16 protein-coding genes are annotated in these 19,881 nt (G+C 62.7%); 9 read left to right on the top strand and 7 right to left on the bottom strand.

Annotated elements, in window-relative coordinates; all coding sequences use genetic code 11:
• Nucleotides 1–91: 91 nt before the first annotated feature.
• The 4 genes from M0D64_RS09495 to M0D64_RS09480 all read left to right on the top strand — a co-directional run bounded on the left by M0D64_RS09495 (nucleotide 92) and on the right by M0D64_RS09480 (nucleotide 4,064).
• Nucleotides 92–781 carry an ABC transporter permease gene (locus M0D64_RS09495; protein ID WP_154558951.1) on the top strand — a complete coding sequence of 230 codons (690 nt, stop codon included), beginning with the start codon at nucleotides 92–94 and terminating at the stop codon, nucleotides 779–781.
• Nucleotides 778–1,491, top strand: coding sequence for an ABC transporter permease (locus M0D64_RS09490; protein WP_097391735.1), 714 nt, complete (start codon nucleotides 778–780; stop codon nucleotides 1,489–1,491). The genes M0D64_RS09495 and M0D64_RS09490 overlap by 4 nt, the downstream gene beginning before the upstream one ends.
• 49 nt (nucleotides 1,492–1,540) lie before the next feature.
• Nucleotides 1,541–2,320, top strand: coding sequence for an ABC transporter ATP-binding protein (locus tag M0D64_RS09485; RefSeq protein WP_266257420.1), 780 nt, complete (start codon nucleotides 1,541–1,543; stop codon nucleotides 2,318–2,320).
• A gap of 592 nt (nucleotides 2,321–2,912) precedes the next feature.
• Nucleotides 2,913–4,064 carry a porin gene (locus M0D64_RS09480; RefSeq protein ID WP_266257419.1) on the top strand — a complete coding sequence of 384 codons (1,152 nt, stop codon included), beginning with the start codon at nucleotides 2,913–2,915 and terminating at the stop codon, nucleotides 4,062–4,064.
• Between the two features lie 239 nt (nucleotides 4,065–4,303).
• Here the strand turns inward: M0D64_RS09480 and glnK are convergent, their stop codons facing one another.
• Both glnK and M0D64_RS09470 read right to left on the bottom strand, forming a co-directional pair.
• On the bottom strand, nucleotides 4,304–4,642 hold the full coding sequence (gene glnK, locus M0D64_RS09475; RefSeq protein ID WP_006048444.1) for a P-II family nitrogen regulator: 339 nt from the start codon (nucleotides 4,640–4,642) through the stop codon (nucleotides 4,304–4,306).
• 138 nt (nucleotides 4,643–4,780) lie between these two features.
• Nucleotides 4,781–6,481, bottom strand: coding sequence for an NAD+ synthase (locus M0D64_RS09470; protein WP_266257418.1), 1,701 nt, complete (start codon nucleotides 6,479–6,481; stop codon nucleotides 4,781–4,783).
• 133 nt (nucleotides 6,482–6,614) lie between these two features.
• Here M0D64_RS09470 and M0D64_RS09465 point away from each other — a divergent pair, with 133 nt between their 5' ends.
• Entirely contained in the window at nucleotides 6,615–7,784 is a 1,170-nt protein-coding gene (locus M0D64_RS09465) for a GNAT family N-acetyltransferase (RefSeq protein ID WP_266257417.1), read from the top strand.
• Between the two features lie 9 nt (nucleotides 7,785–7,793).
• Nucleotides 7,794–8,120 carry a GIY-YIG nuclease family protein gene (locus M0D64_RS09460; protein ID WP_266257416.1) on the top strand — a complete coding sequence of 109 codons (327 nt, stop codon included), beginning with the start codon at nucleotides 7,794–7,796 and terminating at the stop codon, nucleotides 8,118–8,120.
• A gap of 84 nt (nucleotides 8,121–8,204) precedes the next feature.
• Here M0D64_RS09460 and M0D64_RS09455 read toward each other — a convergent pair whose 3' ends face one another.
• Complete coding sequence (locus tag M0D64_RS09455; RefSeq protein ID WP_266257415.1) at nucleotides 8,205–10,310, bottom strand: FUSC family protein; 2,106 nt, start codon at nucleotides 10,308–10,310, stop codon at nucleotides 8,205–8,207.
• Between the two features lie 299 nt (nucleotides 10,311–10,609).
• Nucleotides 10,610–11,137 carry an inorganic diphosphatase gene (ppa, locus tag M0D64_RS09450; protein WP_154558944.1) on the bottom strand — a complete coding sequence of 176 codons (528 nt, stop codon included), beginning with the start codon at nucleotides 11,135–11,137 and terminating at the stop codon, nucleotides 10,610–10,612.
• Nucleotides 11,138–11,410: 273 nt separating this feature from the next.
• Between ppa and M0D64_RS09445 the strand changes: the two genes are divergently transcribed.
• From M0D64_RS09445 to M0D64_RS09435, 3 genes are all read left to right on the top strand, one after another.
• The gene (locus tag M0D64_RS09445) at nucleotides 11,411–12,850 is read left to right on the top strand and encodes an aldehyde dehydrogenase family protein (RefSeq protein ID WP_266257414.1); all 1,440 of its coding nucleotides are present in this window, start codon (nucleotides 11,411–11,413) and stop codon (nucleotides 12,848–12,850) included.
• A gap of 79 nt (nucleotides 12,851–12,929) precedes the next feature.
• A complete protein-coding gene (locus tag M0D64_RS09440; protein WP_154558942.1) occupies nucleotides 12,930–13,688 on the top strand; it encodes an SDR family oxidoreductase in 759 nt (252 codons plus the stop codon).
• 84 nt (nucleotides 13,689–13,772) lie between these two features.
• Entirely contained in the window at nucleotides 13,773–15,092 is a 1,320-nt protein-coding gene (locus tag M0D64_RS09435) for an MFS transporter (protein WP_154558941.1), read from the top strand.
• Between the two features lie 187 nt (nucleotides 15,093–15,279).
• Here the strand turns inward: M0D64_RS09435 and M0D64_RS09430 are convergent, their stop codons facing one another.
• The 3 genes from M0D64_RS09430 to hemC are packed head-to-tail and all read right to left on the bottom strand — an operon-like array spanning nucleotide 15,280 to nucleotide 19,498.
• A complete protein-coding gene (locus M0D64_RS09430) occupies nucleotides 15,280–16,470 on the bottom strand; it encodes a heme biosynthesis protein HemY (RefSeq protein ID WP_266257413.1) in 1,191 nt (396 codons plus the stop codon).
• A gap of 2 nt (nucleotides 16,471–16,472) precedes the next feature.
• Nucleotides 16,473–18,494, bottom strand: coding sequence for a fused uroporphyrinogen-III synthase HemD/membrane protein HemX (gene hemDX, locus M0D64_RS09425; RefSeq protein WP_266257412.1), 2,022 nt, complete (start codon nucleotides 18,492–18,494; stop codon nucleotides 16,473–16,475).
• Nucleotides 18,494–19,498: a hydroxymethylbilane synthase gene (hemC, locus tag M0D64_RS09420; protein ID WP_266257411.1), complete on the bottom strand. Its 1,005-nt coding sequence runs from the start codon at nucleotides 19,496–19,498 to the stop codon at nucleotides 18,494–18,496. Before hemC ends, hemDX begins: the two co-directional genes overlap by 1 nt.
• Between the last annotated feature and the right edge of the window lie 383 nt (nucleotides 19,499–19,881).

Raw genomic sequence — 19,881 nt, 5'->3', positions numbered from 1 at the left:
GGAAACGGCGAGCCCAGGCTCGCGGCAAACGCGGCGCAGAGCTGGCCGCGTCTTTCGCGCTGCGTCACAAACGCATCGTCAAGGACCCCATATGTTCCTTCAAGGCTACGGCCCGCTGCTTCTCAACGGCACCTGGCAAACCGTCAAACTGGCGGTGTTGTCGCTGGCGTTCGCTTTCGTGCTGGGCCTGCTCGGCGCGGCGGCGAAACTGTCGAAAAACCGCTTCTCCCATGGTGCCGGCACCGTCTACACGACACTCGTGCGCGGCGTGCCCGACCTGGTGCTCATGCTGCTGCTGTTCTACAGCATCCAGATCTGGCTGAATAACCTGACCGACCTGCTCGGCTGGGACCAGATCGACATCGACCCATTCGTGGCCGGCGTCGCGGTGCTGGGCTTCATCTACGGCGCGTACTTCACCGAGACCTTCCGCGGCGCGTTCCTCGCGGTGCCGCGCGGCCAGCTCGAAGCGGGCTCGGCCTACGGCATGACCGGCTGGCAGGTGTTCACGCGGATCATGTTCCCGCAGATGATGCGCTTCGCGCTGCCCGGCATCGGCAACAACTGGCAGGTGATGGTGAAAGCCACGGCGCTGGTGTCGATCATCGGTCTCGCGGATGTAGTCAAGGCCTCGCAGGATGCGGGCAAGGGCACGCTGCGGTTCTTCTTCTTCACCCTGTTCGCAGGGGCGATCTATCTCGTCATCACCACAGTGTCCAACTTCGTGCTGATGTACCTCGAAAAGCGTTACTCGACCGGCGTGCGAAAGGCGGATCTATGATCGAGATCATTCAGGAATACTGGCGCAACTATCTGTATACCGACGGCTACCGCCTCACCGGCGTCGTCATCACGCTGTGGTTGCTGGTGGTGTCGATCGGACTCGGCTTTTGCCTGTCGATTCCGCTCTCGGTCGCGCGCGTGTCGAAGAAGAAATGGCTCGCCGGTCTGGTATGGCTGTATACGTATATCTTCCGCGGCACGCCGCTCTACGTGCAACTGCTGCTCTGCTACACCGGCTTGTACAGCCTCGAAATCATCCGCAACCACGAGCTGACCAACGCGTTCTTCCGCGACGGCATGCATTGCACGCTGCTCGCGTTCACGCTGAACACCTGCGCATACACCACCGAGATTTTCGCGGGCGCGATCAAGGCCACGCCGTATGGCGAGATCGAAGCGGCGCGCGCGTATGGCATGTCGTCGTTCACGCTGTACCGGCGGGTGATTCTGCCGTCGGCGCTGCGCCGCGCGTTGCCGTACTACAGCAACGAAGTGATCCTGATGCTGCACGCCACCACCGTCGCGTTCACCGCGACCGTGCCGGACATTCTCAAGATCGCCCGTGACGTGAACTCGGCCACGTACCAGTCGTTCAATGCGTTCGGCCTCGCCGCCCTGCTCTATCTGTTGATTTCTTTTGCGCTCGTATGGCTGTTCCGCCGCGCCGAGCGCCGCTGGCTCGCTTACCTGCGGCCGCAAGGCAAGTAAACAAGATGGGCGCTACGCCCCCAAGCAAGTAAGCCCGCCAAGGACCCCGATGAACACCAAGAAGCAAAAGCTCTTCGTCGACGAGCTTCACAAACAGTACGGCGACAACGAAGTCCTCAAGGGCGTGTCGCTGAAGGCCAACGCCGGCGACGTGATCAGCGTGATCGGCTCATCCGGTTCGGGCAAGAGCACGATGCTTCGCTGCATCAACTTCCTCGAGCAGCCGAACTCCGGACGCATCTTCGTCGACGGAGAAGAAGTCCGCACGCAGCTCGCCAAGAACGGCGCTTTGCGCGTGTCCGATCCGAAGCAGTTGCAGCGCGTGCGCACCAGACTGTCGATGGTGTTCCAGCACTTCAATCTGTGGGCGCATATGAACGTGCTCGAGAACATCATCGAGGCACCGGTCAACGTGCTGGGTCTGAAGCGCAAGGAAGCCGAAGAGCGCGCGCGCGAGTATCTGGAGAAAGTGGGCCTCGCGCCTCGTCTTGAGAAGCAGTACCCGTCGCACTTGTCGGGCGGTCAGCAGCAACGCGTCGCGATCGCGCGCGCGCTGGCCATGCATCCGGACGTGATGCTGTTCGACGAACCGACTTCGGCGCTCGATCCCGAGTTGGTCGGCGAAGTGCTCAAGGTCATGCAGACGCTCGCCGAAGAAGGCCGCACGATGATCGTCGTCACTCACGAAATGCCGTTCGCGCGCAACGTGTCGAATCACGTGATGTTCCTGCATCAAGGCCGGGTCGAAGAAGAAGGCCATCCGGACGAAGTCTTCAGGAACACGAAGAGCGAACGGCTCAAGCAGTTCCTCTCTGGCAGCCTCAAATAAGACTGTCGTACAGCCTGGTATTTGGGCTGTAGTCAAAGTAGCATTACAAGGCGCTTACGAGCGCCTTTTTTACTTCGCTCACCTCTGCATTCCGGCCATTCTGGCCTCGAAAATGGGCACGAAGCTGCCCCGAACCACCCTCTTTCCGTCCTACTCTGCCGCATTTGAAGCGTCAATAGTGGCAATCCTTGACGTTGCTCGTCCCAATCCGTGATTCCCTTACGGCATAAGGGTTTCCCGCCTTTTTGGGGATATCGCGACGATTCCTTGCACACATTCGTATTGCAATTTGGAGACACCGGCCCAAGCCGGTACTAATTTCTTCTCCCACCCCAGGGTATTTTTGATAAATTAGTAACCAAAGTAGCAAAACAAAGTTCATTAAAAGTAGTTTCACTTCAAAGCAACAGAGGAGAACCGGTCGGCGAGGGATCGGCATGACGCGAGGAATAGCCCGCTGAGGCTATCCGTCACGGCAGGAGACCCAATCCACCCGCTAATCTCCCTGGTACCGATTTCTGTTCGGCGCGCTTGCGTCCGAACACCATTCGCAGTACTAGGTTTCACTTTTTGACAGGGTATGGAGGAGAAGATGAAGAAAGCTTTGCTCGCCGCTGCGTTGATGACAGCCGGTGTAGTTGCGCACGCCCAAAGCAGCGTGACGCTGTACGGCCGCCTTGACGCTGGCCTGGAGTACATGACGGGTGTCCCGCAAGGCACGGGTGCAAACGGCCAGGCAACTGGCAGCACGAACCGTTGGCGCGCGGAAAGCGGCGACTGGGGTACCAGCCTGTGGGGCATGAAGGGGGTTGAGGACATCGGTGGCGGCAACAAGGTCCTGTTCCAATTGGAAGGCTCCTTCAACACCATGACGGGTGCAGGCCCTGGCGGCGGCGGTCTCTTCAATCGTTGGGCAACTGTCGGCGTGTCGAACGACCAGTACGGTACGTTCACGATGGGCCGCATGCTCTATATCTCGAACGGCGTGTGGGACTTCGACCCGTTCGGTCAATCGAACTGGTCGTCGGCATCGCTGGTGCGTGGCCGCAACTGGCCGCAATCGAGCAACAACTTCGCATACCAGTCGCCGAAGATCGCAGGCTTTGACTTCTACGGTCAATACGCCCTGTCGAACGCAACGAGCTGGAACGGTAACGGCACGACCGCTCAAGGTCGCGAAGCCGGCGCACAGGTCACCTACACGACCTCGCTGTTCCAGATTCGCGGCCTGTACGACGAAATCCGCAACCCGGCTAACGGCACCCTGTACGGCCCGACCGGCACTGCCGTCAACACGGCCAACATCGGAACTGGCGTGTTCGCGGCATCGCGTGAATACTCGGCTCTCGTGAACGTGTTCCTCGGCCAGTTCAAGATTCAGGCTGCTTACCAGGCTATCCGCTCTGCGGGCGCGACGAACGTTCTGCCTGGCCAACCGACCACGCTCAATCACGAATGGGGCGGTGTGACGTGGCAAGCAACGCCGGCTGCAGCACTGATCGCAGCGGTCTATCACGTCAACGGCAACAATGGCGCAGGCAATGCGACGATCTACACGGTCGGCGGCTCGTACAACCTGTCCAAGCGCACGCTGCTGGATCTTCAAGTCGCAACAACGCAAAACAGCAAGACGGCTAACTACGGCCTGAATGCGAATAACTCGGGCACGGCTGTCAGCACAGACAACCCGCTGCCGGGTCATAGCCAGACCGGCGTGTATGCAGGTATTCAGCACTCGTTCTAATCGAACAGTGTGCCCCGGGGGGACTTCCTTCGGGGCGTAGTAACAAGTTCTCCAAGAGAATCTTTTTCACGCTGCTGCGAGAGGCGCGTATCGGTGCGATGTCCGAAAGGGTATCGCACCGTTTTTTATTTGCGCGCACGGTTTTGCCACTGCCCCGGCGCACCTGATCGGTGCGTGCGTGCCGCGGATGTCAATACCGACGCTTTAACTCTGCGTTTCAACAGTGCGAGTCGAACCGCTCAAACTGCCGCTTCGTTCTCCTCACCCGTGCGAATCCGGATCACACGCTCCACGTCCGCGACGAAAATCTTGCCGTCGCCAATCTTGCCGGTGCGCGCCGCGCCGATGATCGCGTCGATCACCTGATCGCACTGGTTGTCCGCGACGACCACTTCGATCTTCACTTTCGGCAGAAAGTCGACCACATACTCTGCACCACGATAGAGCTCGGTGTGGCCTTTTTGCCGACCGAAGCCTTTGACTTCCGTCACGGTCAACCCCGTGAGGCCGACTTCAGCAAGCGCCTCGCGCACTTCGTCGAGTTTGAACGGTTTGATGACTGCAGTGATGCGCTTCATGGCGGACCTCGTCTCGTGATGGGAAGGTTGAAAGGAGAATGGATGATTTTTATTCTACGCCGCGCCGGATGCGTTGCGGCAATCCGGCGCGTGCTTCTGGTCTGCTATGGGGTAAGTCCGCAGCCGTTCGCCTGAGGCTCACTCCACCGGCTCGGTGTACCGCGACGTAATCGGATAACGCCAGTCGCGGCCGAACGCGCGATGCGTGACGCGAATGCCGATCGGCGCCTGACGGCGCTTGTACTCGTTGATCTTGATGAGGCGCGTGACGCGTTTCACGTCGTCGACCGCGTAGCCCGCCGCGATGATTTCGGCAAGCGAGCGGTCCTCTTCCATGTACATGCGCATGATCGCGTCGAGCACTTCGTACGGCGGCAAGCTGTCCTGATCGGTCTGGTTGTCGCGCAGTTCGGCCGACGGCGCGCGCGTCAGAATCCGCTCGGGGATCACGTTCTGCTTGCCGAAAGTCGTGGCCTGATTGCGGTAATGGCACAGCTTGTAGACCAGCGTCTTGGCGATGTCCTTGATCACCGCGAAGCCGCCGGCCATGTCGCCGTAGAGCGTGCAGTAACCCACCGCCATCTCGCTCTTGTTGCCGGTGGTCAGCACGATCGAACCGAACTTGTTCGACAGCGCCATCAGCAAGGTGCCGCGGATGCGGGCCTGAATGTTTTCTTCGGTGGCGTCTTCGGCGCGGCCGGCGAATTCCTCGGCGAGCGAGCCGCGGAACGCGTCGAACATCGGCGCGATCGCGATTTCGTCGTAACGCACGCCGACGCGGCGCGCCATGTCGGCTGCGTCGGTGGTGGAAATGTCGGCGGTGTAGCGCGACGGCATCATCACCGCCCGCACGCGGTCAGCGCCCAGCGCGTCGCACGCGACGGCCAGCACCAGCGCCGAATCCACACCGCCCGACAGGCCGATCAGCGCGCCGGGGAAGCCGTTCTTGTTGATGTAGTCGCGCACGCCCATCACGAGCGCGGCATACACCTGCGCTTCGAGCGAGAGTTCCGGCGCAATCACCGTGGGCACCGGCTTGCCGCCGTCGAACTCGACAATCGCGTTGCCTTCCTCGAACTGCGCCATCTTCGCGACCAGCTCGCCCTTTTCATCGAGTACGAATGAGCCGCCGTCGAACACCAGTTCGTCCTGCGCGCCGACCATGTTCACGTAGACCATGGGCAAGCCGGTCTCGCGAATCCGCGCGCGCAGAATGTCGAAGCGCACCGCTTCCTTGTTCAGGTGATACGGCGAGCCGTTCGGAATCAGCAGCACTTGCGCGCCCGCCGCCTTCGCCATTTGCGCGGCCGACGCATGCCACGCGTCCTCGCAAATCACCACGCCGTACTTCACGCCGTCCAGTTCGAACACGAACGGCTGCGGGTCGGAAGCGAAGTAGCGCTTCTCGTCGAACACCTCGGTATTGGGCAAATCCTGCTTGCGATAGGTGCCGGCCACTTCCCCGTCGACGATCAGCGAGGCCGCGTTGAAGGTATCGACCGGCGGCACGCCGCGCTCGATCGGCGCGTTTGCATTACCATGGCCGTTTGCCGCGCTGTGCGTCAAGTCACGCAGCGGGTGGCCGACGATCACATGCAAGCCGGCGAAGGGCTTCAGTTGCGTGGCCAGATCCGCGAGCGCCGCCGCACTCGCGGTGTAGAACGCGGGACGCAGCAACAGATCTTCGGGTGGATAGCCGGATAGCGCGAGTTCAGGCGCAATCAGCAGCTTCGCACCATCGTTGTGCGCGGCGCGCGCGGCAGCGACAATCTTCGCGACATTGCCGGCGAAGTCGCCGACGGTGACATTGATTTGGGCAAGAGCGATTCGGGTCTTCATGGCAGGATCGACAGGCAAGCCAGGCGGCTTGCGAGTACCGTGGCTGGTTAGCTCGACGGCAACGGACAAATCGGATAAACGAACGACGCATCGCTAAACGCTTGGCGCCGCTCATTGGGAACAGTCACACAGATTGAACCAGGAACGCTTTGATTATCGCACGGGCATTCTGGCGTCGCCCTCCGAGGTAGACGCCGCGGAATGGAATGCCCTCCTTGCGCAGCAAGCGCAGCCCACGCCGTTTCTGCGGCACGAGTTCTTGAGCGCACTGCACGCGACCCGTTGCGCGGTCGCCGATACCGGCTGGGCGCCGCAATTCGTCACGCTCACCGACCCGCGCACGGACAAGCTCGCGGCCGCCGCGCCCGTATATCTGAAGGGGCACTCGTACGGCGAGTATGTCTTCGATTGGGCGTGGGCCGACGCGTACAAACGCAACGGCCTGCCGTATTACCCGAAGCTGCTGTGCGCGGTGCCGTTCACACCGGTGCAGGGCAACCGGCTGTTATCGGCGGATATGCATGCGCTCAGGCATCTGGCCGCGACGCTGATGGCGTTCGCCGAGCAGGCCGACGTGTCGTCGCTGCATGTGCTATTTCCGACCGAAGCAGAGGCAAGCGCGCTGACCGACATGGGCATGATGCAGCGCGAAGGCGTGCAGTTCCACTGGCTGAACGACGGCTATCGCGACTTCGACGATTTCCTCTCCACGCTCGAACAGAAGAAGCGCAAGAACATCCGCGCGGAGCGTCGCAAGGTTCAGGAAGCCGGCGTGACGATGCGGCGGATTCGCGGCGAAGACATCCAGGACGCCGACTGGCGATTCTTCAGCAAGTGTTATCGGCAAACCTACCGCGAGCACTTTTCGAGTCCGTATCTGAACCTCGATTTCTTCCGCATGATCGGTGCGTCGATGCCGGAAAATCTGCTGCTGGTGATCGCCGAATACGAAGGCAAGCCGATCGCCAGTTCGCTCGTCATCTATCAGCGCGACGGGAAAACCGGCGGCACGCTCTATGGCCGTTACTGGGGCGCGTTGGAACACGTGCCCTGCCTGCACTTCGAAACCGCCTACTATCAGCCGCTCGAATTCTGCATCGAAGAAAAGCTCGGTGCGTTCGAAGGCGGCGCCCAGGGCGAACACAAGATGGCGCGCGGTTTTCTGCCGACTGTGACGCGCTCGGCGCATTGGCTCGCGCATCCGGGCTTCGCCGATGCGGTCGGCCACTTCCTCGACAACGAAAAGAACAGCATCCACGCGTATGTGGACGAGCTGCGCGAACACAATCCGTTCAAAGGTTGAAGCGTACCCATGGCGTGGTTTCTGTATCTGCTCGAATGCTCGGACGGCAGCGTCTATACCGGCATTGCCACCGATGTGCAGGCTCGCTTCGACAAACATGTGAGCGGTGAAGGCGCGCGCTATACGCGCTCGCGCAAACCGGTGCAGGTGCTGGTGTCGTTTGAGTTGGCCGACCGATCAAGCGCTTCGCGCGCCGAGTATTGGGTCAAGCGTTTGCCGCCGGCCGAAAAGCGGGCGCTAGGAGCGGGACTGCGCACGCTCGAATCGGTGTTGCCCGTGCCCGAACCCGAGCCGGTTGCCACGGAGGAAGTGGAAAAAGAAACCGGCACGTCTTAACAGCAACTTCGCTTCGTCACGCGCGCTCTGGCTGCAAAGCGATAGTCAGCGGACCATGCCAAGGCGGATGCTTCTGCTCACCGCCTACCCCCTCGCCTCTCGCATCCGCTCAGTCAGCAGCCGATGCATCAGCGCGATTTCGCCCACCGCGTCCGCCTCCAGCGACGTCAACCGCTCCCGCGGGGGAAGGTCGTGCCGGATCGGCCGCAACGTCCTGTTCAAAGCCGCGTCGATGTCCGTGCTCGTGGCCGCAATCCACGCGTCGAGTTCATCGTGCATGCTGCGCCGGTTCGTACTCAGGCGCAGTTGGGTTGCGGTTCCCGCCATTTTTCGCAATACGCTCAGCACCGTCAGCGTCACCGTGTCGACCATCGAGTCCTCGAGCTTTTCAAGTCGAATGCGGCCGATAGCCTCCTCGGCGTTATTGCTGCCCAGGCCAGCAGCTCGGCGCAGGCGTTCCATGTCCTTCTCGCTTCGGTCCGGCGACTCCAGTGCCGCCCTCAGATACGCGAGATTGGCTCGCACCGCGTCGCTCAGATAGGCGCGATAGTCGACTTTTTCCCGCGTCGGCCACAGATAGAACGTTGCCAGCAGCGCCAATACACAGCCAAGCACATTGTTGCCGAGCCGTGTGAGCGCGAAGGCGAATTCGCTGGCGCCGGGCGTCGCGAAGTCGGCCACGAGCACAAAGGTCGGGGTCAGGAAAAGTACGAACAGGCTGTAGCTGACGGGACGCAGCGCCATGGTGGCCACCACCAGCGGAAACACCGCCAATGAAATGCCGAGAGGCGAATGGATCGCATAGCCGATGCCGGCCGCCAGCACGCCCCCGACGATGCTCCCTGCAGCGCGCTCGATACTCCGTGGCCAGGTCGCGGCAATGGACGGTTGCAGGATCAGCAGCGTCGCCATGGTTGCCCAGTAGCCGAAGGGAAGCCCGAGCGCCCGGATGACCAGAAAGCCCGCCGTGGTCGTGACGCCTACGCGAGCAGCGTGGCGCAAGCCGACCGACTGAACGGAAAAGTTTGCCTTGAGGGTCGACCACGCCCGCGTCAGCAGTCTGACGGCACTGTCCGACCACCCGAGCGGCTGGGCAGTCGTCGGTGCGAAATCGACCAGTTCGAAGTCGAACTTCAATGTCACAGGTTCCATCAGCGCGGATTCGAGTCGCCACGCCAGGCGTCGCAAACGGAGTTGCAGGTCAGCGAGACGGTTCCATTGCGCTTCGTTGGTGGCCGCGCCGATTCTTCGCAGAACCTCGCCCAGCCCGGTCAGCAGCCGGGCCGCACGTCTGGCGCGACGTGCGTCTTCGGGGATTTTTTCGCAGGCGCCGGTGACCGCAATCAGGTAGGCAAAAAGCGCTTCACTCTCGGTCAGCAGGGCGAGCAGATTGTCGTAGGCTTCCCGGCCGGCCGTTCTCGAGCCAGGCACGTTCGCCAGTGCCTTGCGTGAGCGCTCCAGCGCAGCGCGTGCATCAGCGCGAAATTTCGCGGCATGCGTGGCCCACTCGCCAGGCGCTGCACGCTCTTCGAGCAGTCGCGCGCTGTCGAAGGCGATGTCCGCCAGACGCAGATACACCGCGCGCAGCGCAGCGCGGCTCGTGCCGAACGGATGAATGCGCCAGACGGTCAAGCTCAGCACGACGGCGAACAGGCATCCGGCCAGATAGATGCCGAGAAACGCCGCACCTTCGCGAAGGTGGTGCATCGGCCGGTCGACCATCACCACGCAGGCGGTCGCCGCGAGAATCGTCACCTGCGATGTCGCGGCGCCCCAGATCCTGCCGAACGCGCCGAGCGCCGTGAATACCAGAATGGCGAGCGCCGCGAACACCGCCCCCTCGCCTGACGCGAAGGCGGTCACGCCACCGCACACGGTGGACAGAAGCGCAAAGCCCATCATCGAGGCGAAGCGCGCGCGATTCGAGCCGGCCGCGTCGGCGAGACAGGTCCAGAAAGCGCCGATCGCGGCCCATGCAAAAACCGGGTCGTGCAGCAGATTGCCGAGCACCAGCATGGCGGTGGACGCGCAGGCGGCTCTCAGCCCTTCCGACAGATTGGCCTCGCTCGTCGAAAACGACACCATCCATACCGGCCGTCTGCGGTAGATCGCGGTGACGAGCGCGTACAGGCTCGCGTAAAGGCGGCTCGGCCAGCGCAGCGACGAAGGGTTGGACTTGCGATTCAGCATCCGGACGGTGGGCTTCCAAAAAACGCACGTTGGCGCTACCTCAGCGCATTAATACGCCGACGGCGGAAAACCTGCCGTGGCCGCCGAATGATAAGGGTTAACACTCATATATAAAAATGCCTTCGGTTCATCCATTCGATGCGTTGTGTCTATGCGCTGCAACGCCCGGCCAGGCAGGCGCACTGACCGCAAGACACGTTGGGCGGGGAGCGGAATTCCTGAAAACGCCGCCCATGAAAAAACCGCGTGGCCCTTGCAGGCTCACGCGGTTTTTTCATCAAGCACCGATGTAACGCAGCTTACTTCTTGTAGTTCGCCACGCCTTCGGTGATTTCCTTGTGAGCGGCTTCGATGCCGGCCCAGCCGTCGACCTTTACCCACTTGCCCTTTTCCAGCGCCTTGTATTGCTCGAAGAAGTGCTTGATCTGGTCCTTCAGGTATGCCGGAACGTCGTCGATCGACTTGAGATCAGCGGTCATCGGGCAGACCTTGTCATGCGCGACGGCGACCAGCTTGGCGTCGACGCCCGATTCGTCAGTCATTTGCAGCATGCCGAGCGCGCGGGCGCGGACCACCGAGCCGGCCAGCAGCGGGAACGGCGTGATCACCAGCACGTCGACCGGATCGCCGTCGCCCGACAGCGTTTGCGGAATGTAGCCGTAATTCGCCGGATAGCGCATGCCCGTGCCGATGAAACGGTCGACGTGGAGCAGGCCCGTTTCCTTGTCAGCTTCGTACTTCACCGGATCGCTTTGCGCCGGGATTTCGATGATGACGTTGAAATCTTGCGGAAGGTCTTTGCCTGCGGGGACGTGATTGAAGCTCATGAGCGCTCTCTGATCAGATGGAATTCGGAACACGGCGTGCGACGCGCGGGCTCGAGCGGCGTGAATCGTGAAACTCGCCAGCATGAGGCGCTACGGCCGGACAGTGCGGAATACGCCATTATAGCCAATCGGCCGATGGCACCTCTGGTTGGATCGGCGCGATAATCGTCTGGCGTCGCTCGATTGTGCCTCTCGTTTGTGAACATCGCGTATCTGAACCTCGGCCTGAACCTCGGCTTGAATCACGGCTGGGTGACACCTCAAGGAGCATGCATGGAAGAAGCCCGGCATTTCATCGGCGGCGAATGGTCCGCTGCATCAGGCGGCGAAACGATCGCCGTACTCGATCCCTCGGACGGCCAGCCGTTCACCCGGCTGGCTCGCGGCACCGCGGCCGATATCGACGCCGCCGTCCATGCCGCCCGCCGCGCCTTCGAAGGCGCATGGGGCGAAGCGAGCGCCGCCGAACGCGGCCGCGTGCTGTACCGGCTGTCGATGCTGGTGGCCGCCCATCAGGAAGAACTCGCCCAACTCGAAGCCCGCGACACCGGCAAGCCGCTCAAACAGGCGCGCGCCGATTCGGCTGCGCTCACGCGCTATTTCGAGTTTTACGCCGGCGCGGCGGACAAGCTGCACGGCGAAACGCTGCCCTATCAGGCCGGCTACACGGTGCTGACGATCCGCGAGCCGCACGGCGTGACCGGCCACATCGTGCCGTGGAACTACCCGATGCAGATTTTCGGCCGTAGCGTCGGCGCGGCGCTCGCCACCGGCAATGCGTGTGTCGTCAAACCGGCGGAAGACGCGTGCCTCTCGGTATTGCGCGTCGCCGAACTGGCTGCCGAGGCGGGCTTGCCGGCGGGCGCGCTGAATATCGTCACCGGTTACGGGCATGAAGCGGGCGCGGCGCTCGCGCGCCATCCCGGCATCGATCACATCTCCTTCACCGGCTCGCCCGAAACCGGCAAGCTCGTCACGCAAATGGCCGCGGAGAACCACGTGCCGGTCACGCTGGAACTGGGCGGCAAATCGCCTCAAATCGTGTTCGCCGACGCGGATCTCGAGGCGGCGCTGCCCGTGCTGGTATCGGCGATCGTGCAGAACGCCGGGCAAACCTGCTCGGCGGGCAGCCGCGTGTTGATCGACCGGGCGATTTACGAACCGTTGCTCGACCGGCTGAGCAGCGCGTTCCACGCGCTGCGGGTCGGACCGTCGCATGCCGATCTCGATTGCGGTCCGCTGATCAATGCGAAGCAGCAACAGCGCGTGTGGGACTTCCTCTCCGACGCCCAACACGACGGCATCCCGATGGCGGCGCACGGCGAAGTCATCCCCGAAGCGCCCGAAAGCGGCTTCTATCAGGCGCCCACCTTGCTGCGCGACGTGCCCGCAAGCCACCGTCTCGCGCGCGACGAAGTGTTCGGCCCCGTCCTCGCCGCGATGTCGTTCGCCGACGAAGACGAAGCGCTCTCGCTCGCCAACGGCACGCAGTACGGTCTGGTCGCGGGTATCTGGACGCGCGACGGTGCCCGGCAGATGCGCCTTGCGCGGCGTCTGCGCTCCGGCCAGGTGTTCATCAACAACTATGGCGCGGGCGGCGGCGTCGAATTACCGTTCGGCGGCGTGAAGCATTCAGGCCATGGACGCGAAAAAGGTTTCGAAGCGCTGTATGGCTTCACGGTGTTGAAAACCATCGCCATTCGTCACGGCTAGGCAGGCTGAGTTAGTGCGGTTGAATTCGCAGCGAAGTTAGTGAAAGCATCACCATCCACAACAAAACAACGGAGACATCATGCGGTTGACAGGTAAAACAGCCATCGTCACGGGTGGCGGCTCGGGTTTCGGCGAAGGCATCGCGAAGACCTACGCGCGCGAAGGCGCGAACGTGGTGGTCAACGATCTGAACGGCGCCGCGGCCGAACGTGTGGCGAGCGAAATCGCCATCGCCGGCGGCAAGGCGATCGCGGTGGCCGGCAACGTCACGCAACGCGAGGATTGGCAAAAACTGCGCGAGGCCGCGCTCGAAGACTTCGGCAGCGTGCAGATCGTCGTCAACAATGCCGGCACCACGCATCGCAACAAACCGGTGCTCGACGTGACGGAAGCCGAATTCGACCGCGTCTATGCGGTGAACGTCAAAAGCATCTACTGGAGCGTGCAGGAATTCGTGCCGTATTTCCGCCAGCAAGGCGGTGGCGTTTTCATCAATATTGCGTCGACGGCCGGCGTGCGGCCACGGCCAGGCCTCATCTGGTACAACGGCAGCAAGGGCGCGGTGATCATCGCCAGCAAGTCGCTCGCCGTCGAACTGGGCCCGGACCGCATTCGGGTGAACTGTGTGAACCCCGTGATGGGCGAGACGGCGCTGCTGACCGAATTCATGGGTGTCGAAGATACGCCTGAAAACCGCAAGCGCTTTCTCGCCGGCATTCCGCTCGGGCGGTTTTCGACGCCGCAGGATATCGCCAACGCGGCGCTCTATCTCGCCTCGGACGAGGCCGAGTTCGTCACCGGCGTGTGCCTCGAAGTGGACGGTGGGCGCTGCGTGTAAACGCCATGCTAACCAAACCATCCAGCACGGCTAGAATCGCGATCGACGGCGGTACTTCATTTCCACAAGAAAAGAGGAGACACCATGGCTAGTCCCGCAAATCCGCTTCACCATCCTGGCGCGGGGGCGCCACCTTCCAGCTTCGAAGAGGCGACCTACCGCAAGGTCAGTTGGCGGCTCGCGCCGTTCCTGATGCTCTGCTACGTGGTCGCGTATCTCGATCGCGTCAACGTCGGCTTCGCCAAGCTGCAGATGACCACCGATCTGGGCCTAAGCGACGCGGTCTACGGCTTCGGTGCGGGTATTTTCTTCCTCGGCTATTTCATCTTCGAGATTCCGAGCAACGTCATCCTGCACAAGGTGGGCGCGCGGGTGTGGATCGCACGGATCATGGTCTCGTGGGGCGTGATCTCGATGCTGACCATGTTCGTCACCACGCCGACCATGTTCTATGTGATGCGCTTCCTGCTCGGGCTCGCCGAAGCGGGCTTCTTCCCCGGCATCATCCTGTATCTCACCTACTGGTATCCGTCGCACCGGCGTGGCCGCATGACCACCTGGTTCATGACGGCAATCGCGTTGTCAGGCGTCATCGGCGGCCCGGTCTCGGGCTATATCCTGAAGAGCTTCAACGGCATGAACGGCTGGCATGGCTGGCAGTGGCTGTTTCTGCTCGAAGGGATTCCTTCGGTGATCGTCGGGATCATGGTGTTTTTGATGCTGGATGACCGCATCTCGAAGGCCAAGTGGCTCACCAAGGAAGAGAAGGAACTGCTCGAACGTCAGGTGTCAGCCGAAGAAGCCACCAAGCACGACATGCCGATTCGCCAGGTGCTCACGAGCGGGCGCGTGCTGATGCTGAGCCTCACGTACTTCTCGTTCGTGATGGGCCTCTATGGCGTGAGCTTCTGGCTGCCGACCATCATCAAGGCGACCGGTGTGACAGACGCGTTCATGATCGGCATCCTGTCGGCGATTCCGTTCGCGGCGGCGGTGGTCGCGATGGTGTTCGTGTCGCGCAGCGCGGACCGCAAGCGCGAGCGGCGCTGGCATATCGCGTTGCCGGCCTTCGCCGGAGCGATCGGCCTCGTGCTCTCCGTGGTGTGGGCGCACAACACGGTGCTGGCGATGGCCTCGCTCACGCTCGCGACCATGGGCATCCTCACCACCTTGCCGCTGTTCTGGAGTTTGCCGACGGCGATTCTCGCCGGCACGGGCGCGGCGGCCGGCATCGCGATGATCAATTCGATCGGCAATCTCGCGGGCTTTCTCAGCCCGTACGCGGTCGGCTGGCTGAAGCAGGCAACTGCCGCGAACGACTCCGGCATGTATATGCTGGCGGCGTTCATGATCCTCGGCGGTCTGCTGGCGATCAGTGTGCCGGCGAAGATGGTCAATAAGTAAGCGCGGCTGACCGACGATCTCGCGGACGACGTAACGCAGCAACCACCGCCAAAAGTCCTGAGTTACGCGCAACGCTCCACGTTCCAAAGAAAAAGCCCCGGCATCTTCCAACGCCGGGGCTTTTTCATATGCGTCTATTGCGGTCTACAGCGGCGCGTCTCAACCGCTCGCCGCAGCACTCAACGCATCAAACGATATTCATCGCCAACGCACTCTCGCGATAATGCTCGCTCGCCTTGGCGGAATCGCCGATCTGTTCATGCAAACGCGCCAACGCGCGATGCGAACGAATTTTCAGCGTCTCGTTGTCGGCCAGTTTCAGTGCACGTTCGAGGAACGATTGCGCCTTGCCCCACAACTGTTGATGCAGGCATAAGCGGCCCAACGCGAACATCAGGTCCGCGTCTTCCGGGCGATCCTTCTGCCAGCCTTCGGCCTTCTGGATCAGCGGCAACGCGTCGCCCCCAGTCGTGTCCGGATAGCGGCGCAGCAGACGCGCGTCCCAGTTCTGCGCCAACGCTTCTTCGACGATTTTGCGGGCTTCCTGCGGACGATTCAGCGACACCAGCAGTTCGGCGGCGAGATCAGCGAGACGCGGCGAATGACGTTCCGTAGCCGACAGCGAATTCCACAACTCCAGCAGCGCATCGGCGTTATGACGCCGGTCGCGCAGCAGGTTTTCCGCCGCGAGCTGACGCAAACGCACCGCCACCGCCGGATGGATCGCTTCGCGTTTTTCCAGCGTCTTGACGAGCTTGAGCACTTCGCCCCAGTTCTTCAATTGCTGTTGCGCGCGCAACGTGATCTGCTGCGCGTGAATCCGCCGTGCGCCCTGCGACTGCATTTCAGTCAGCGCGGCGAGTGCACCGTCCGCGTCGCGGCCATCGGCACGCATGTCGGCGGTGGCCATCAGGCGGGCGTCCTGCCAGTCGGCCCCGTCGATCTGGGCGAGCCACTCGTCGCGCCGCGCATATTCATGCATGCGATGCGCCGCGGTGGCCGCGATCAAACCGGCCGCGCCCTTGTTGTCGCCATTCGTGAGCGAATCTTTCGCGGCTTTTTCAGCGCGCGAGAAACGCCCGGCGTACAGATTGCCGATCGCGTCACGCAAAGCGGCGTGCGCCTTCGCGACACGCGAGCGAGCACGGTAGGCCGCCACGCGCTGCGGCATGCGCCAGATGTTGCGCACGATGCGCAGCAGCGCGTACAGCAGGATGAACAGCACCACCAACCCGACCACGAACAGATTCAACGAGATGTCGACGCGGTACGGCGGATAGACCAGCAGCACCTGCCCCATGTCGAAGCGTCCGACCACCGCCAGCACCACCGCGATGGCGAACAGCAACGCGAGCCATAGAAGTCCCCGGATTGCCATGATTAACCTCGGCTCCGGTATTGATTGACGGCCTGCAGGCTGGTGTTCAGATTCGGCAGTTCAACTGCGGCCGAGCCCGCATCCACCTGCTTGACCAGATCGACCACGGTCTGCGTTTTCTTCGAGGTGTTGTCGAAGTAGCGAGTGAGCGCGGCCTGCGACGCCTGCAGGTCGGACTTCAGCGTGGTCTGGTTGCGCGAGAGCAGCGCAAGCCGCGCCGACAGCAAGCGCAGTTTCAGATTCTCGCGCACGAAGTAGCCTTGATCGGGCGTGACGAGCATGGCGTCGGCGTTGTCGATGCGGCGCACCTGCACGAGGCTGGTGAGCTGCTGGCCAATGCCGGTCGTGACTTCACGCCACCACACTTTCCAGCGCGGCTCGCCGGTGGCCTCGGCCACCTTCGCCGTATCGGCCCAGGTGGCGGCCTTCGGCGTGGCGTGGGCAATCGGTGCTTCGCCGGAGAGCGGTAGGTTGTCGACCTGGTCGATCGCGTTGTCGAGCTTGATCGCCATACCCGTCAGATCAGTGGACGGCGCAGACTTCAGCTTGTCGATGTCTTGCGCGATCGCCTTACGCACGGTCACGGCCTGCGGGCTATCCGACGCGGCGAGACGCGTGTCCGCGCTTTGCAGCGCGAACAGCGCGAGCTGCGTGTTGCCGGTGAGCTGCAATTGCTGGCTCGCGGCCGACAGCATCTGACCGACCTCGGCCATCGTCCAGTCGTCGCGATTGCGGGCGAGATCGGAGTATTGCTGTTGCAGCGCCTGCTGCGCGGTCTGCGCATCCGCGAGCTTGCCTTCGAGTTGCGCGACCTGCGCATCGGATTGATGCACCGTGGCCAGCGCCTGATCGGTCTTGACGCGCAATTCGTTGGTCTGCGCGTCGTTGGCCTGCTGGCGTTGCGCGATCTGCTGCTGGGTGCGCTCCACCTTGCGATTGAGCGCATAGCCGCCCACACCCGCCGCACAAGCGATGATCACGACGACAAACCACAGCAGCGGTCCGCTCGCGCTGCGGCGCTTTTGCTGCGCTTCGTAGGGCGTGAAGGGTGGATTCGGCGGCAACGCAGTGGTTGCGGCCGGCTGGGGTGAAGCGTTCGTGGATGCGTTCGTTTCAGTCATGCGTGATTTAGCCGGTGAATGAGCCGGGTTGGACGGTACCGGTTGAACAACGGTCGGGACGGCGGCAAGCAAGGCGCGGGCAATACGCTCATCGCCCGCACCGGACACCGTAATGCTATCAAAACCCAATGCCCGCGCGGTCTGCGCGATACGGGGATGCGGCGTGACCAGATTGGCGTGCTTCAGTTGCGTGATTTCGTCGGCGGTCAGATGCTCCAGCGCGAGTTCATGCAGGTTGCGCACCCCTTCCGAACTGGTGAGCAGCCAGGCATGCGGTGCACCCGCCAGAAGCGCGTGCACGCGCGCCCAGCCGCCGATCGACGGTTCCGGCACGAGGCGGCGATAGGCCGCGACCGTTTCGACTTCGGCACCCGCCTCGCGCAAGCGGTCAGCAAGCCATTCGCGGCCGCCGTCGCCGCGCACGATCAGGACGCGCTTGCCTTCGAGGCTCGTCGCGCCAAGCGCGGTATCGATCGCCGCGAACAGGCCTTCGGAATCGAAGCGCGCCGTATCGTCGTCGGGTACGGACGGTGGGCTGATGATGTTGTACGCCGGCGCCGCGACGCCGTGGCGCGCCAGCGCCTGCACGCTGCCCGGCCCGACTACGCCGATCGGCAGCGCGTGCGGCCAGATCGCATCGCTCCTGGCAAACGCGTGATCAACCGCGTTGGGCGAGACGAACACCACCAGTGCATAGCGTTCCAGAGAGGCCAGCGCCGCGCGCAACGGCGCCTCGTCAGTGACAGGCGCGATGTCGATCAGCGGAAAGTCGAGCACGGCAATGCCCGCGGCCTCGAGTTGCGCGATCAATTCGTTCGACTGACCGGCCGGTCGCGTAATCACGACAGTGAACGCCGCCTTGCCGACGGATGAGGATGCGTTGCCCGGGATATCGGCCGCCATCACTCGCCGGTCGCCGCGCTGTCCGCCGGCCCGGCCGCGGGGCCGCTGGCCGTGCTCAACGCGCGGACGATTTCCATCGCACCTTGCTGTTCGAGCGCGTCCGCCACTTCCTTGCCGAGTGCCACAGCACGTTCGACGGTGGGCGCCGGCGCCGATGCCTGCGCGCTCAACACACGCTGACCGTCGGGCGTAGCGACGATGCCGCGCAGATGCAGCGCGCCGTCGTGCCAGTGTGCATAGGCCGCGAGCGGCACTTCGCAACTGCCGCCGAGGGCACGCGAGACCATCCGCTCCGCTTCGACGGCCGCTGCCGTATGTTCGTGATGCAACGGTGCGAGCCATGCCGCGAGGTCCGCGCGATCGGCGCGAATCTCGATGCCGAGCGCGCCCTGACCGGCTGCTGGCAAGCTGTCTTCGGGATCGAGCAGCGCACGGATGCGCTCGCCGAGACCCAAACGCTTCAAACCGGCCGCCGCCAGAATGATCGCCGCATAGTCGCCGCGATCGAGTTTCGACAAACGGGTATCCAGATTGCCGCGCAACGGCCGCACCACGAGGTGCGGATAACGCATGCGCAGCATGGCCTCGCGGCGCAGGCTGGAGGTGCCGACCACGGCGCCGGCCGGCAGCGCGGCAAGCGAGTCGTACTCGTTGGACACCAGCGCGTCGCGCGGATCTTCGCGTTCCATGATGGTGGAGAGCGCAAAGCCCGCCGGCAATGTCATGGGCACGTCTTTGAGCGAGTGCACGGCCAGGTCGGCGCGGCCGTCGGCCAGCGCCGCTTCCAGTTCCTTGACGAAGAGGCCCTTACCACCAACCTTCGACAAAGTGCGATCGAGAATTTGATCGCCACGTGTCGTCATTCCGAGGATTTTTACGTCACAAGATGGATATAATTTGTGCAGCGCACATCGCACATGCTCCGCCTGCCACATGGCAAGGCGGCTTTCTCGCGACGCAATCACAAGCGTGTGGGGTGGCGCAGAAAACGTCTCGGTGTTCATTAGCTTGCTGATCGAATGACGGGATGTAATAACAATCAATGTTAGCACGCGCCCTTGTGTCTCAAGGCACAGCGGAGCGCCGTGCCGGCGCGGTATCGATGGAGGAGACGGGCCTCGCACAGCGCGCGCCTGCCTCATCCCAGCCTGTTCAAGCACGGTCGTTCGCGCACCGGGGCGTGGCATGCGGGATGATGCAATGCGGCGCACCGTGGCTGTCGTGCATGCAATGCACGTCACACACCTCGTGCGCTTCATGCAAATGCGCACGCGGCCACCCTCTCCAGCGTATTGCCATCGGCGCATACCGGTTTGTCCAGGTTTCGCGCAGTTCCCGTTGCAACTCTTAGTGCAGTTCCGCAGTAGCAGTTCATCACTCAACAGAC

Source organism: Paraburkholderia sp. WS6, from assembly GCF_030464835.1.
GTDB lineage: Bacteria > Pseudomonadota > Gammaproteobacteria > Burkholderiales > Burkholderiaceae > Paraburkholderia > Paraburkholderia madseniana.
This window is presented reverse-complemented; position numbering and strand designations above follow the sequence as displayed.

What these genes read in the sequence shown, in the direction of transcription:
- M0D64_RS09460 (WP_266257416.1), top strand. Translation starts at nt 7,794, where the DNA reads ATGGCGTGGTTTCTGTATCTGCTCGAATGCTCGGACGGCAGCGTCTAT.
- ppa (WP_154558944.1), bottom strand. Translation starts at nt 11,137, where the DNA reads ATGAGCTTCAATCACGTCCCCGCAGGCAAAGACCTTCCGCAAGATTTC.
- M0D64_RS09485 (WP_266257420.1), top strand. Translation starts at nt 1,541, where the DNA reads ATGAACACCAAGAAGCAAAAGCTCTTCGTCGACGAGCTTCACAAACAG.
- M0D64_RS09430 (WP_266257413.1), bottom strand. Translation starts at nt 16,470, where the DNA reads ATGGCAATCCGGGGACTTCTATGGCTCGCGTTGCTGTTCGCCATCGCG.
- M0D64_RS09435 (WP_154558941.1), top strand. Translation starts at nt 13,773, where the DNA reads ATGGCTAGTCCCGCAAATCCGCTTCACCATCCTGGCGCGGGGGCGCCA.
- M0D64_RS09495 (WP_154558951.1), top strand. Translation starts at nt 92, where the DNA reads ATGTTCCTTCAAGGCTACGGCCCGCTGCTTCTCAACGGCACCTGGCAA.
- glnK (WP_006048444.1), bottom strand. Translation starts at nt 4,642, where the DNA reads ATGAAGCGCATCACTGCAGTCATCAAACCGTTCAAACTCGACGAAGTG.
- hemDX (WP_266257412.1), bottom strand. Translation starts at nt 18,494, where the DNA reads ATGGCGGCCGATATCCCGGGCAACGCATCCTCATCCGTCGGCAAGGCG.
- hemC (WP_266257411.1), bottom strand. Translation starts at nt 19,498, where the DNA reads ATGAACACCGAGACGTTTTCTGCGCCACCCCACACGCTTGTGATTGCG.
- M0D64_RS09445 (WP_266257414.1), top strand. Translation starts at nt 11,411, where the DNA reads ATGGAAGAAGCCCGGCATTTCATCGGCGGCGAATGGTCCGCTGCATCA.
- M0D64_RS09455 (WP_266257415.1), bottom strand. Translation starts at nt 10,310, where the DNA reads ATGCTGAATCGCAAGTCCAACCCTTCGTCGCTGCGCTGGCCGAGCCGC.
- M0D64_RS09470 (WP_266257418.1), bottom strand. Translation starts at nt 6,481, where the DNA reads ATGAAGACCCGAATCGCTCTTGCCCAAATCAATGTCACCGTCGGCGAC.
- M0D64_RS09490 (WP_097391735.1), top strand. Translation starts at nt 778, where the DNA reads ATGATCGAGATCATTCAGGAATACTGGCGCAACTATCTGTATACCGAC.
- M0D64_RS09480 (WP_266257419.1), top strand. Translation starts at nt 2,913, where the DNA reads ATGAAGAAAGCTTTGCTCGCCGCTGCGTTGATGACAGCCGGTGTAGTT.
- M0D64_RS09440 (WP_154558942.1), top strand. Translation starts at nt 12,930, where the DNA reads ATGCGGTTGACAGGTAAAACAGCCATCGTCACGGGTGGCGGCTCGGGT.